The 13,558-nt window shown below is 50.8% G+C and carries 15 protein-coding genes; all 15 read left to right on the forward strand.

Annotated features, from left to right (window positions below; all coding sequences use genetic code 11):
- A partial coding sequence (locus VF399_05110; protein ID HEX7319719.1) for a hypothetical protein occupies positions 1 to 370 on the forward strand: 370 nt, incomplete at its 5' end.
- A 91-nt stretch (positions 371 to 461) separates the two neighbouring features.
- Positions 462 to 2,573, forward strand: a complete 2,112-nt coding sequence (locus tag VF399_05115) for a hypothetical protein (GenBank protein HEX7319720.1) — start codon at positions 462 to 464, stop codon at positions 2,571 to 2,573.
- Complete coding sequence (locus tag VF399_05120) at positions 2,570 to 3,484, forward strand: LysM domain-containing protein (GenBank protein ID HEX7319721.1); 915 nt, start codon at positions 2,570 to 2,572, stop codon at positions 3,482 to 3,484. Before VF399_05115 ends, VF399_05120 begins: the two co-directional genes overlap by 4 nt.
- 2 nt (positions 3,485 to 3,486) lie before the next feature.
- Positions 3,487 to 4,491 (forward strand): hypothetical protein, encoded by a 1,005-nt coding sequence (locus VF399_05125; GenBank protein ID HEX7319722.1) that lies wholly within the window; start codon positions 3,487 to 3,489, stop codon positions 4,489 to 4,491.
- Positions 4,491 to 5,036 (forward strand): phage baseplate assembly protein V, encoded by a 546-nt coding sequence (locus VF399_05130; GenBank protein ID HEX7319723.1) that lies wholly within the window; start codon positions 4,491 to 4,493, stop codon positions 5,034 to 5,036. Before VF399_05125 ends, VF399_05130 begins: the two co-directional genes overlap by 1 nt.
- 10 nt (positions 5,037 to 5,046) lie before the next feature.
- Entirely contained in the window at positions 5,047 to 5,268 is a 222-nt protein-coding gene (locus VF399_05135; protein HEX7319724.1) for a hypothetical protein, read from the forward strand.
- 49 nt (positions 5,269 to 5,317) lie between these two features.
- Positions 5,318 to 5,656 carry a hypothetical protein gene (locus VF399_05140; GenBank protein HEX7319725.1) on the forward strand — a complete coding sequence of 113 codons (339 nt, stop codon included), beginning with the start codon at positions 5,318 to 5,320 and terminating at the stop codon, positions 5,654 to 5,656.
- On the forward strand, positions 5,653 to 5,931 hold the full coding sequence (locus VF399_05145) for a hypothetical protein (GenBank protein HEX7319726.1): 279 nt from the start codon (positions 5,653 to 5,655) through the stop codon (positions 5,929 to 5,931). The genes VF399_05140 and VF399_05145 overlap by 4 nt, the downstream gene beginning before the upstream one ends.
- Positions 5,932 to 5,946: 15 nt before the next feature.
- Complete coding sequence (locus VF399_05150) at positions 5,947 to 6,756, forward strand: baseplate J/gp47 family protein (GenBank protein ID HEX7319727.1); 810 nt, start codon at positions 5,947 to 5,949, stop codon at positions 6,754 to 6,756.
- On the forward strand, positions 6,743 to 7,405 hold the full coding sequence (locus tag VF399_05155) for a hypothetical protein (protein HEX7319728.1): 663 nt from the start codon (positions 6,743 to 6,745) through the stop codon (positions 7,403 to 7,405). The genes VF399_05150 and VF399_05155 overlap by 14 nt, the downstream gene beginning before the upstream one ends.
- Positions 7,402 to 9,912, forward strand: a complete 2,511-nt coding sequence (locus VF399_05160) for a hypothetical protein (protein ID HEX7319729.1) — start codon at positions 7,402 to 7,404, stop codon at positions 9,910 to 9,912. The genes VF399_05155 and VF399_05160 overlap by 4 nt, the downstream gene beginning before the upstream one ends.
- On the forward strand, positions 9,912 to 10,970 hold the full coding sequence (locus VF399_05165) for a hypothetical protein (GenBank protein ID HEX7319730.1): 1,059 nt from the start codon (positions 9,912 to 9,914) through the stop codon (positions 10,968 to 10,970). The genes VF399_05160 and VF399_05165 overlap by 1 nt, the downstream gene beginning before the upstream one ends.
- 14 nt (positions 10,971 to 10,984) lie before the next feature.
- Positions 10,985 to 11,155, forward strand: a complete 171-nt coding sequence (locus VF399_05170; protein HEX7319731.1) for a hypothetical protein — start codon at positions 10,985 to 10,987, stop codon at positions 11,153 to 11,155.
- Positions 11,148 to 12,716, forward strand: a complete 1,569-nt coding sequence (locus VF399_05175) for a DNA methyltransferase (GenBank protein ID HEX7319732.1) — start codon at positions 11,148 to 11,150, stop codon at positions 12,714 to 12,716. Before VF399_05170 ends, VF399_05175 begins: the two co-directional genes overlap by 8 nt.
- A 444-nt stretch (positions 12,717 to 13,160) precedes the next feature.
- Complete coding sequence (locus tag VF399_05180; protein HEX7319733.1) at positions 13,161 to 13,370, forward strand: cold shock domain-containing protein; 210 nt, start codon at positions 13,161 to 13,163, stop codon at positions 13,368 to 13,370.
- Positions 13,371 to 13,558 lie beyond the last annotated feature (188 nt).

A 13,558-nucleotide genomic window follows, 5' to 3' on the forward strand; every position in this document is an offset into this window, starting at 1 on the left:
GCAGTCAAAAGGAGCCGATAGCATGAATGAAATACAACTTACGCTGCCGAGCGGCAAGAAAGTCAAGATGCGGGAGATGATCGGACTGGACCAGGTCGCCACGATCAGAAAATTCATCGGCAAGAGCGAGGAGGAAAAAGAGCTCAAGACGTTCAATGAAGTCGCGCTGTGCATCGTGGAGATCGAGGGCATGAAAAAACCCCAGGGTTACGAGGACCTGCTGACCTTGTCGAACAAAGATCTGACCGCGCTCCTATTGGCGTATAACGAACTCAACACCCTGAATCCCAAAGAAATCGAGGACCTGAAGAGTTTTTTCGATTCCGCGCCGGGCTCAAAATCCTCGGCGAAGAATTCAGCTACTCCATAGAGGACATCCTGGCCATGCCGGTCACCGAACGGGAACTGATGGAAAAGCTGCTGGCGGAAAAAATCGAAAAGATCCGGGAGAATAAAGACGCATGAGAACCGCGTTCGAAGTCGGCGTCATACTGCTCGCCAAAGACATGTATTCGGGCGTCGTGGCGAAAGCCGAACGCAACCTGTCAATTTTAAGGAAAACATCGAAGGAATCCGCGGACGAGTTTACCAAGAGCTTCGAGCGCGCGAAAAAGATCGGGGCGATCGGCTTGAGCATTACCGCGACCGGCGTCGCGATTACCGGCTTTATGAAGGGCGCGCTGGCGCAGGCGGGCGAAACCGAATCGGCGATCGGCCGGGTTTTGACCGATATGGGCGAGTCGGCGAACGTTTCCAAAGAAATGATCAAGAAAGCCTTTTCCGAAATCAAGACGACCTGGGGCATGACCGATACGGAAATATCGGATTCCATGCGGGCGGCCGGCGGCCGGTTCAATGATTATGCCAAGGGGATCAAGGCGACCAGCGTCGCGGCGGTGCTGGCGATGGCGCGCAGCATCGATCTCGGCTCGGCGACGAATATGCTGACCACGACCTTTTCGCAGTTCGGCGACCGGATGGATAAGAACCTTTCCGACGAAGAAAAAATGATCGGCACCGGCAACGTTCTGTCCGAGGTAATGAAGCGATTGGGCAATAACTGGGAAGGCTTGAATAATTATCTCGGCTCGACCTCGATCAAAGCGAAGAGCGCGGGACAATCCATGGAGACGGTGCTGGCGACCGCGGCGGTGCTGGGTAAGGATGCAGTGAAACTGAAAATGGGCGGCGCGGCCATGGATTCGATCCTCGATACGATGACCAAGTTGAGAGGCAAGGCACCCGGACTCGTGAACCTAATGCCAAATTTCAAAAAATCCAGCGATTTTGTAGATTTCCTGGGCGATATGAAAAACGCGATGGCGAAACTCGGGATCAAAGATGCACAGCAGCAGTTAAATTTCCTGGCAAAATATTTCAGTTCGAGCGCAGATATGGTGCAGTACTTCATTGCCAATCTCGATGAGCTGAAGGCGCAGAAAAAAACGCTCGAAGACCTGGGTAAAGAAACGAAGAAAGACGCGGGGATATTCAAAGACGCCCAGGAGAAAAGCAAAAACTGGGAGGAGACCCAGAAAATATTGAATGCCCGGCTGGGCGAGCTCAAGGAAGCACTGGCGACGTCATTGCTGCCTTTGACCAAAGCCTTCAGCGACGCACTGGGCGGCGTGGCGAAATGGATAACGGAAAATAAACTGGCGGCCGGAATTCTCGGAGTGGCGGGCGCGATCGTGGGGATCGGCGGCGCCGTGGCGACGATCGCGGGTCCCCTGGTAACTTTGATCGGCACGCTCAAGATGTGGAAACTCCAGGCCTATCTGGCGAAGATGGAGCAAGTGGGATTAAACAACGCAATGACTTTAGGCGCCGCGCCGGCGGGGAGCCTCAATACGCAGATAGGGAATTTAGGAAAAAGCACGACCGGGCTGGCCGGGAAGCTACAGACATTGGCTGGAGTCGCGACCGCTGCTTTTATCGGCTGGGAGATCGGCACGAACTTGAGAAAAATAAAAGGACTGGATGAAGCGGTGCAACAATTCTATGCGCATTTGATGGGCAAATATTGGCTCAGTGAGGACCAGGAAAATCAAGTATACAAACAATTGTCGGATATCCGGGCGAAGATCAAGGAAGGCGTGGAGATACCAGAAGCGACGATAAAGTTATATGTAGAAACCGAATGGCGTAGTCAAAAAGCGGGCAAAAGTGGCGAAGAATTCGTCGCCATGATGATGCGCGGTGGTCTCAGCGAAGAGCAGGCGCGCGGATACAGCGGGATAAAAAAACCATCGCCGGCGGTGATCAGCGGCGCATCGGGCGGCAGTTCGGTACCGGTGATCGGCGGAACGCCAGGCGGTGGCGGGATGCCCGTACCGCAGATGCAGCGCGGGACGGCAAGGGTGGCACGCACGGGCATGGTATTGGTGCACGAGGGTGAGGAAATCAAAAACAAGGCAATGGCGAATCGATCCGGCGGCGGAAATACATTTAATGGCGGAATCAATATCATGTTGAAATCGAGCGGTTCGACGATGATCGATGCGGAGAATATCGCGGAATTAGTCATGCAAAAATTGAATCGCAAGCTGAAGATGGAAGCGCGGCGATCATGAACATTAAGATCGGCGATATCGTTTTGGATCCGGTGCCGGACAGCCTGGCCGTGCAGTCACCGCAGAAAATTGCCGAGATCGAACTCCCCAACATGCAGAACGTGTTTCAGGACTTCGGATCCGGACCCAAGCGATTCTCCTTGACCGGGATCCTGCGCAGCCGTGACGGAGGAATCGACCAGGCGCTCAGGCTGGACGATGTCAAACGTCAGGGCGAGGAAGTAATTTTTTCCATCGATGGCGATGCTTCCTGGAAGGTGCGCATCCAGAATTTCAATTTTGACGTGTTGCGGCGGGGCAACGTGCGCTATAGCATCGAACTCGTCGAAGTCTCGGAGCCGGAGCCTTTCGTATTCATGCCCCAGCCGGAGATCTACGCGCCCGATCGAATGGCGGCCTGGGTGGCGCTCTTGAAGGCGCAGGCAAAGGGCTTTCAACTACAAGGCGCGCTGGCGTCGGTGCATAATGCGATCTGGAAACTTGAAGAGACCTTGAGCAAGATCAAAAGCCGGGTACGCGCGATCCGGCAGCTCGTGGAATTGCCATATAATGAACTCAACCTGCTCAAATTCGAGCTGGGCTTGTGTCTGCTGCAATGCGATGTGATCAAGCAGGAATCCAGGAAAATCCTGGACGCGCCGCAACGCAATTATTCAGCCGCCGAGGAGATGTTGAAGTACGTCTACCAGTACTGCCAGCTGATCACCAACGAGGCCGGCGTGATGTACACGGCGGCGCAGATGGTACCGAAAAAAGAACAGACCTATATCGTCCAGGAAGACGATACGCTACAAGCGATATCCATAAAATATTATCAAACCGCGAACCGCTGGACCGACATCGCGGGCGCCAATGACATCATCGATCCGACGACGATCGCAGCCGGGCAGCAGCTACTGATACCGGTGTAACCATGGATAACGATATCCAAATCCTGCTCGACGACAAGGAGATCACTAAAGTGCAAAGCCTGCACATCGAGAAGAATACACAGTCCGAAGCCAATATTTTCAATTTCAAGATCGAAAACGGTTGTGACCGGTATACGGATATATTCTATCAGACGATCGGCGAATTGATCGAGGTGGGGATATCGGGCATCGTCTGTTTCCGCGGTTTTGTCGACAATGCCGGTTTCACATATTATCCCCAACAGACGATCGACATCGCGGGCCGGGATTATACGGGGATCCTGATCGACGAGATCGTGACCGCGAATCTGGCGATAAAATTCTACGGCAAGACCGCCTCGCAGATCGTCAAGATCATCGCGGATCATTACAAATTCGAAACCGATCTGCAGGCGACCGGCAGCATGTATCTGGAAGACAAGTCGTATGCGGAAGGCAGTTCGGCCTGGGATGTCATCCGCGGATTGGCGGAAAAAGAAGGCGTGGATTCCTACGTCACTAAGGACAAGAAACTCGTATTCAAGAAGCGCGAGATCCCGACGCAGATCAAACGGGTATACGCGCTGAAACCGGACGAGGGCATCGTGCCGGCAAGCCTGAATATTGAACAGGATAAAACGCTGTCTTCGGCGCTCAAAGTCCGTGTAATCAGCTACGATCCCAAAACCAAAGAGAAGATCGTGTACACCGCCGAATCGAGCGATCGCAAACGGATAAATTACAAGATTGTGACGGTCCGCGACAATACGCTGAAGAGCAAGAAGGAAGCGGCAGCGCGGGCCGAAGCCCTGCTGCGGCAATATTCCAAGGAACTCGTGACCGGTTCGCTGAGCGCGCCGCTCGATCCCGGGGTCGACGAAGGCGACGGCATCGAAATCAAGGGCATCGAATTGGCCGGCAAATATTACGTGACCGACGTGATCCACGATTACGGCGTGGCGGGCAAAACGACCGAGGTCAGATTCGCGAGCAAGGTGCTGTCCGAAGCCAAAACCGTGGAGGAATGATGATCAGAGAGATCAAAGCGGAAATCGAAAAGGCGCTGGCTAAACTGCAATTTTATGCGATCGCGCAAGTTACGAAGACGGATCTGCCGTCATACCGGGTCAAAGCTAAAATCCTGACTACCGGCATGTCCACCAACTGGCTGAGAATCTGCACTCCTTATTCGGGACCCGGATTCGGGTTCGTGCTGGCGCCGAACATCGGGGACGAGGTGTTGGTTTGTTTCCCGGACGGGAATCCGTCGGGCCATGGGTTTGTGGTCGGCCGCCTTTTCGGCAAAGACGCACCGCCGGTGGCGACCGAGGATGAGATCGTATTGACACACAAGAGCGGCACGATCGTCGTGATCAAAAAGGACGGCAAGGTGGAAATCAAAGCGGATAAAATCCAGCTGGGCAAAACTGGCAGTCATAAAGCAGCATGGGGCGATGCACACCTGCAGGCTCATTTAAATCACGTTCATCCGACACCGAACGGGCCTTCAGGTAAACCGGTGGTGATTATCCTGGATAGCCAGGTAAATTCGCAGCAGGTCACGCTGGATTAAAGGAGACACTATGGGCGCAATCAAGGATAATTTGAAAACAAGTTTGAACCAGATCTTCGCCGATCTGGATCCCAATAAAACCGCCAATCAGAAGGCGGATGAGCTGGCGACCGCGATCGAGAACGCGATCCTGAACGGTCTTCAGGTTAAAATTCCAAGCACCAAAGTTTTAGTGGGTGCCACAGCGCCGGTTTTTAATCCTGCGCCGATCGATTGTCAACTGGATTCGTAACATGAAATACCTGGGCAGCGATATCGCACTGGATGCCGAAGGCGGCTTGATGGTCGACACTGGGGATATCAAAATCATGGATGGTCTCGACTGCGTCGCCGGTAATCTACTCGACCGGATACTCGCCAGCAAGGGCGACCTGTTAATGCATGAAGATTTCGGCGCGGGATTCTACGACAAGGTGAGCCTGCCGGTGACCGAAGAGAAGATAAACGACATCGTCATTACGGTCAAGCACGAATTGCTCAAGGATCCACGCGTCTCCGAAGTTACGGAAATCTCCGCGGTTCAGGAACAGAGATTTTTATACGTCACGGCGACGCTGAAGCTCGCCACCGGCCAAGTCGTGGGCAACTTTGTTTTTCCTTTTGAACTGGAGTCAGCATGAAATATGCAAGCGACATATATCAAACGATCAGAGATAAGTTTCTCACCCTGAACCAGACGATCACTAATTTCAACGTCGGATCGCGCATCCGATCGATATTCGAAGCCGCGTCGTTGGCGATCGAGGAAATCTGGTTCCGCATCGATGCGATGTACCAGGGGCTGTTCGCGGCGACGGCGCGGGAAGACGATCTTGATTTGAGAGCATTAGAACTGGGAGTGAATCGGAGAGCCGCACAGAAGGCGACGGGTTACGTGCGGTTCTCCGGTTGTTGAATCGGCCCGGATACTGTGATCCCGGTCGGGACGATATGTTCGACGGATCCGGCGGTCGAGCCGGTGGTGGAATTTTTGACTACCGAAGAAAAAACCGTGATCGGCGGCAGCTATGCCGATATTCCAGTTGAAGCGAAAAATGCCGGTGAGGAAGGAAACGTCGAAGCAGGAAAAGTCATTTACTTGCCCCAGGAGATTCCCAATATTACGATTACGAATCCGAATCCGATCGCTGGCGGTACTGAGGAAGAGGACGACGACACCCTCCGCAAGCGAATCGTGCTACGCTGGTACGGTGTCGCTTATGGCGGCTGCGAGGAATCGTTTCGATCCATGGCGCTCGAAGTGACCGGCGTGGCTGAAGCCCAGGCCGTGGCGTGCTATGCAGGACCGGGAACAGTCAAAATCCTGATCTGGAGCCGGAATGAAACCGGCAGCCTGGTGCCGGCGTCTGATACCCTGGTTGAAACCGTGCAGGATTATCTGGACGAATACAAGCCGATATGCACCAAAGTTTTGGTGGCACAGCCTACGGGAGTATTACAGGACGTCTTCATCTATCTCGACGTGGAATCCGGCTATACCTTTGCCGTAATCAGTGAAAACGTGAAAGCGGCGGTCATGGCGTTCTTCGACGACCTGGATGTCGGCGACGATCTGATCGTGGCAAAACTGCTGGCGGCATGTATGGCGGTGACGGGCGTGAAGGACATCAAGATCGGGAAACCGAAAGACAATGTCAGCTGCACCGCACTGGAGAAGATTATGCTGGGCAGAGTCGCCATTACGACCAAAGCCTGGGAGAATCAATATGTTACTTGGTGATCGGATCTGGCAGTTTCTACCCGGATTCCTAAAACGGATCAAGAACGGTATCTACGATATCTGCCTGGCGATCGGCGAAGCCCTGGATGAGATCATCGAGGAAGCGCAAAAACTCAAGGCTCAGCTCATGGCGAACCGGCTGACCGGCTTTGACGAATATTACGCCTCGGATCAGCGCAAGGCGGATTTGAATTTGATCGGTTCGTCGAGATTCGTATTCAAGCGCGACGACGAGTCATGGGATGATTATGAGACCAGGTTGCAGCAGTTCGTTAATGACGTATGGTGGTTCGGGACCGAAGCCGGGATCATTCGGGAATTGGAACGCACCGGCTTGACCGTGGATTCGATCGAAGAACTACGGGACGAACCGTACCGGTTCATCATTTTATCTCTGGCGGATCAGTGCGGGAAACCCGAGGATCAGCTGTCGCACGTTTTCGATCTGGATGCCGAGGATCCTTCGGTGCGGGGCGATCGCACTTACGGCATCGAGGACAGCGAGGATTTTCAATTCCTGGTGCGGCTGTCGGGCATCAGCTCATATTCGAAACAAGATATAAAGACAATTTTGAAACAGACTAAGCCGCCGTACACAAAGGGTTATGTGTTTTTCCCTGGATTCCAGGTTGCCGAGGAGGTCGTATGAAACATTGGGAACATTTTTCCGGATTTAAGCCGGCTAAAGAGGATTTTCATTTCGAGCGGGACGCCAAAGAACTGCATATTAAAAAGCACATCTTGGATTTGACCAAGGGATTGATCGCGGGCTGTGGCATTCTCAAAGGCGTGCTCGACGAGCTCGAGGTCTACGTGGACAATCCGGCGCAGTTCGTGAACGTCAAAATAAAAACCGGCGACATTTACCTCCAGGGTGAGAAGATCGAGATCGTCGAAGAGCAGACGGTCGAACTGACTGAAGTCGAGACCGAGGCAAATATAATCTGGCTCAAATATTTACTAATAGACTCAAGTGATCCCGATGCGGTGCGCAATCATTACATCACCGGACAACCTTACATCGTGTGGAAGGAAGATTCGTTCGAGCTGGGCGCGACGAAAGAATCGCAGTATATCCAATCGATCAACGAAATTAAGCTGGCGCGTGTGGCCAAGGTCTCGGGCCAGCTCGTCGTTACGCATGATTACCGGCCGTTCCTGAAGATCAATGCCGATGTCTGGTCAAACTATGTCAATGAAAATGATTTTTACGTGGGCGGGCCGGCCGGGACCGGACGCAAGGTCTTGGTCAAACAAGCCGCGCCACCGACGCCGACGAGGTTGACGCTGACGACCGGATGGGATGACGCTTTCCGCAAGACCGGCGCCGCGGCTGGGTTGGTCAGTTTCCGACCGGCATTTATTAAAGCGGAATTCGGCGACAAGGGTGCGGGAACGGCTTCGGGCAATACATTCACCTGGACGAGCAATCGGGTCGGCAACTGGACGACCAACGAATGGGCGAACCAGTACCTGACTTGCTCCGACGGCAATTCGTGGAAGGTCGTATCCAACACCGCGAATACGCTGACGCTGGAAACGAGTGCGCTGCCGGTAACCGGTAATTTCTGGCTCGGACCGAACGCAACCGGCTACAAATTCATCAAGCAGGTTCTGGATCCTACGGATGAGACGGTGAAGGGCACGATGGAGGCGGAAGCCGCGCTGATCGAATCGCCGGTGAAAATGGAATATGTCTGGCACGGTTTGACGCCGGATATCAAATACAGCATCAAAGTCGCCAGCCGGGGCGGGTGGTTCCAGGACGAATGGTCGGCTTTCTGCACGGCGTCGACGATCATCGCTGGCGGCGCCAAGGTGATACCTGATAACTGCGCCAGTACGATCAAAAACGTGGTCGTCTCGGCCGAAGACGATGGCATCCGAATATCGTGGGACATTGAAACCGCATACGCTGCTGAAGTCGCCGGCGTTGAAATCGTATACACCGACGACGGTACCGAACCGGAATTCGACACGCTGGGGCATAAAAAAGTCTATACCGACCGCAAGGCGATCGTGCTGCCAGCCAAGCACTCGATCGATACTTCGAACATCACGGTCAAAGCGAAAATTCGCGCCGTGGACAAAGCCGGTCGACATTGCGTGACGCCGATCTCAATCACGCCCGTGATCGCGAAGAAATACATTGGCGATATCGCGGACATCGTGACGGAAATGAAAACCGCTCGAGGCGCTGCCGCGTCTTTGGCTGCACGATTGAGCATGAACATGGATACCTACGGCCGGAGTCTCGCTATGACCGAGGTGGAATCTGAAATGGCGGATGGACGGGGTACTTTTGGGACGATCGGCGAACGGTTCGCGGCGTTATCGGCGGCCGGATTCAATTTACAATATGTGCGAGTCGTCGCAAAAAGTGGCGGTAATTTCCAGACCATTCAGTTGGCTGTCAACAGCGTTTCGAACGTCGCGGATGAATCCACGGTGCCGCCTAAATATCTTATTTGGATTATGCCGGGGATCTACCAGGAGGATGTTAACGTCCAAGGCAAAAGGAACCTGATGTTCATGGGTGCCGGCGCGACGCTGAAAGGGATCCTCTACAATACTTCGGCCTCGGGTGATTTATATCAAACCGTAATTTTGATCGATGGCTTAAGGATGTACAATACCGTAGCCGGCTCGGGCAGTAGTAATCGTCGCAATATTGATTTAGTAGGCGCGGCCAATGATAACACACCTCTGGAAATACGAAACTGCGTGATCATCAATACCAGCACGTATTCCGGCGATATGGCGGTCAAACTTACCGGCATGCGACGAGATATGATCAAGAATACTTACGTGCGGGCCGCGGGTGGAAATTCGGCCGTTTCTTTCGGTACGCCTGCGGGTGAAGGGAAAATCAAATTATTGCATTCTGATTTCAGAACAGCTACCCCCAACGTAACAACCGGGCAAGTCGTCGAGTTTGCCGCCGGACAAGAGAAAGGTCATGTGTTCGATTGCTCGTTCGGAGCTGAGAATGCCGCTCCCTGTATGCGCGCCAGCAGTGCCGATATAAAAGTGGCACATATCCGATATACTACGGTGCCAGCCGGCGGAACTTATGATTATGGGACGCTGAGCAATCAAAGCAACGTGTTATTCGACGTGGATGATCTATCGATGTTCGATGAGTGGCCGGAATAATGGCGATACCTAAAGAACGCAAACGATATCACGGAATCCTCGATCTCCGAGACAAAAGCGTACGGAATTTTCACCTCAATCCCGATGACTTCCCCGGATTGAGCTTTGAGAAAGCAAGTCTTGGTAAAATACGGCTGGATCAAAATGACGGGACGGATGTTCCACTGGCTCAAATTCCCGATATCCTCACCGGCAAGGATGCGGATACTGTTGACGGATTACACTTACCAAATACGATCGCAAACCTTCTCACGGATCATAATAAAGCGAATCATGATGTATTGGGAATCGATGCGGATTCGGTTGATGGCTATCATCTTGACCAGAGCGTCCAAAAAAACAGCACACCCGAATTCCAGAATATTCAATTGAAGACTCTCATTGGCAGCGGCCAGCTTTTATACTCAAAAACTGACGGCGAATTAGTACAGACGCCCCGGCTGTTCTGGGATACTACGAATCAATATCTCGATATCAACGTGAACAAAACCGGTTACGATAATAAGTTAATGAAATTAAGAAATATCGCGGGTAGCACTACCGAGCCGGGCGCAGCAATATTTCAATTGGAAAGCGGCGATGTTTCGGCTTTTTTTAGAGTTTATCATGGAGGGAATGCAGGTAATATCCAGATGTGGTTAAGCAGCGACATGACTGAAGGGGAATTAGGATTTTCTGCTGGAGGAACAACCGGGATAGAGATCCAACCCAGTCCCACAACCGGTGCGGGCATGGTTTGTTTTGGCGGCTGGCAGAATCCTGGTGCAGCATATTGTTTTAACACAACAAGTTACTGGGAATCGAATGGATATCTCTTGGCTGTGAGAAAATCTGATGATACTTATCCATTAATACTAAAAGGCGATGGGAAATTAGGCATTGGTGCTGTACCAACAGCCTTGCTGGATATAAATTCGGACATCTTGCGGTTAAGAACCTCCAAGACTCCAGCGAGCGCAGAAGCTTCAGGTAACGCCGGCGATATCTGCTGGGACAGTAATTATATTTATATCTGTGTTGCCACGGATACTTGGAAACGAGCAGCGATTGCGTGGTGATCGAAAGGAGTAACATGACAAAAAACGAAAGAATCGTCAATCACTTAAAAATAGAAATTTTTGATATCCTGGAACGCCAGGAGATTTTGAATCACGAGCATCAGCGACTGGATCAGCTAAAACGGGAAAAACTTGAAAAACTGAATAACATTAGAAATCAAATGAAGAGTAACCCGCATGTATAAGCTCCACGAAATCACGAATTTCATAGTTAATGGCGATGCGTTAACTGAGCTCAAGAAGTTCCCTGACGAATGTATTGATACTATCATAACAAGCCCGCCATATTGGGGATTACGGAATTATGGTGCGGCAACACGGACTGTATTTGACGGTACGCCTGATTGTGCACACGAATGGCTGGTGGGTAATTCAAAACTGATCCAAGAATACCGACAGGGTATGCAGAGAGCTGGCCGTATCTGGGAGAGAAAAAACAGCAGATACAAACTCTCCCAGGGACTCGGTTTGGATCAATCGTGTTTTTGCATCAAATGTGGGGCCTGGTTTGGTCAATTGGGTTTGGAACCATCGCTGGATATGTTCCTTGACCATGTTATGCAGATCGTAGCTGAATTGAAAAGAGTGCTCAAACCTACCGGCGTCATGTTTTGGAATCATGGCGATGCGTATGCCTCCGGTGGTATTCAGCGATTCGAAAGCATTGACTATCACGGGTTATCAAAAAAGCATTGCGGAAAGGCGCGGACATCTGATTACCCGACGAAAAGTATGCTGCTACAAAATTACCGTCTGATAATAAGGATGATCGATGAGCAGGAAAGCGTATTGAGAAATGTTATTATCTGGCATAAACCCAATCACATGCCGGCGAGCGTAAAAGACCGATTTGCCACTGCTTACGATTCGGTTTTTATGATGGTCAAAAACACTGAGGTTCAATTTTATTATAATGAAAAAACTATGAGCGTGATCGACATTATACCCGATGATCTTAAGCGCGGCATAGATTGGGAATGGCAGACATGCCCACGATGTGATGGGCAAGGTAAACTGCCGGGCGGAAAAAGAACGATCGTATGCTCTCGATGTAAAGGCAATGGTCGAGTTAAAAAAACCTTCTGGCATGGTTTGGATTATTGGTTCGATTTGGATGCCGTGAGGGTGCCTCATTCACCCTCGACTTTCAAGAGAATCAAATATCTAACGGCTCCTTATGGCGATGGTGGCAAAGGAATCGGCTGCAAAATGACCGGTACAAAAAAAGGCAATATCCCAGGGAAGATGCTTGAGCTGAATGCAATGGGCAAGAACCCCGGCGACGTATGGGTTATACCGACGTATGCCTTCCATGGAAAGCACTTTGCTACCTATCCTGAAAAGCTTATCGAGCCGATGATCAAAGCAGGATGCCCCATGGAGATATATAATGCCTGCGGTAAGCCTCGCGTACGAATATCAGAGGCATCCTATATTGTCGATGGCGGTAAAAGTCTCGATGGCAAGATGCTCAGTATGGCTGCGCAGAAAAGTAAATCATTTGCGGGTCCCGCCGGCATGAAATATGGCCGGGCGTTTGGCCAGCACATAACTAAAGGTTGGACCGACTGCGGATGTAATGCCGGCTGGCATCGCGGTCTTGTTTTGGATCCTTTTATGGGTTCAGGTACAACTGCGGTCGTCGCATTACGATTAGGTAGGAGTTATTCGGGGATTGAGATAAACCCAGACTATGTTAAAATGGCGAATCAAAGGATCGCCCAACCCTTGAAAAAGGCTGTTTAGATTGAATTTTTAGCTGTCAACTTTTGGGGCTAAAAGCACTAATTTTGTGCGAAAAGTTGACACTTTTGACCTTTGGTTGACCACCCGTTTTCAGACCAAATGACACGATCACGGAATTATCTTCTCGCAATCAGCAACATCCCAGCCAACCAGACCGTTGCCATGGTAATAAAAAAGTGATAATTTTACAGAATATCATTATTGCGCTTACGTTTACGTCTTACTTTATTCTCAAATTAACTAAAAATAAAGGGTATCCCGTACAAGGGGTCGTCTCATCATTTTTACGCTATTATAAAAAATGGTATAATCGAGGATTTTTTTCGTTCTTCAGAAATCCCTATTGACAAATCTGGGCGAATAAATATACTTACCCGATGCTTTAACCGTAGAGGTCTGCCCTTACATCAAATTTTAAGGGACAAAGGCTCGAAAGGAGGAATCTTGGTCTACGGAAAAGTTAAATGGTTCGATGGCAAGAAAGGCTATGGTTTCCTTGAAAAAGAGGATGGAACCGGTGATGTTTTCGTCCATTATCAGGATATAATCGGCGATGGTTACCGGGTCCTTAGAGAAGGCGAAAGAGTTAAGTTTGAGATCACACAGAGCCCTAAGGGTGACAAAGCCATTAAAGTCGAACGCGCCACTGAATAAACGATATTATCGTTAAAAAGAGCCCGCCATTTTATGTGGCGGGCTCTTTCTTTATCATATAACTATCTAAAAATCAAACAAATAAGTCCCCTCCCTTGATGGCAACATTAAAATCATCATTCTATAACAACTGGTGTCCCGTCAGGGAGAGGGTGATTTTTACATAATTTTATGACCCTTCACCTTTA

It is taken from the genome of bacterium, from assembly GCA_036382775.1.
Taxonomy (GTDB): Bacteria; Hydrothermota; Tepidihabitantia; order SM23-42; family JAOAFX01; genus DASVHD01.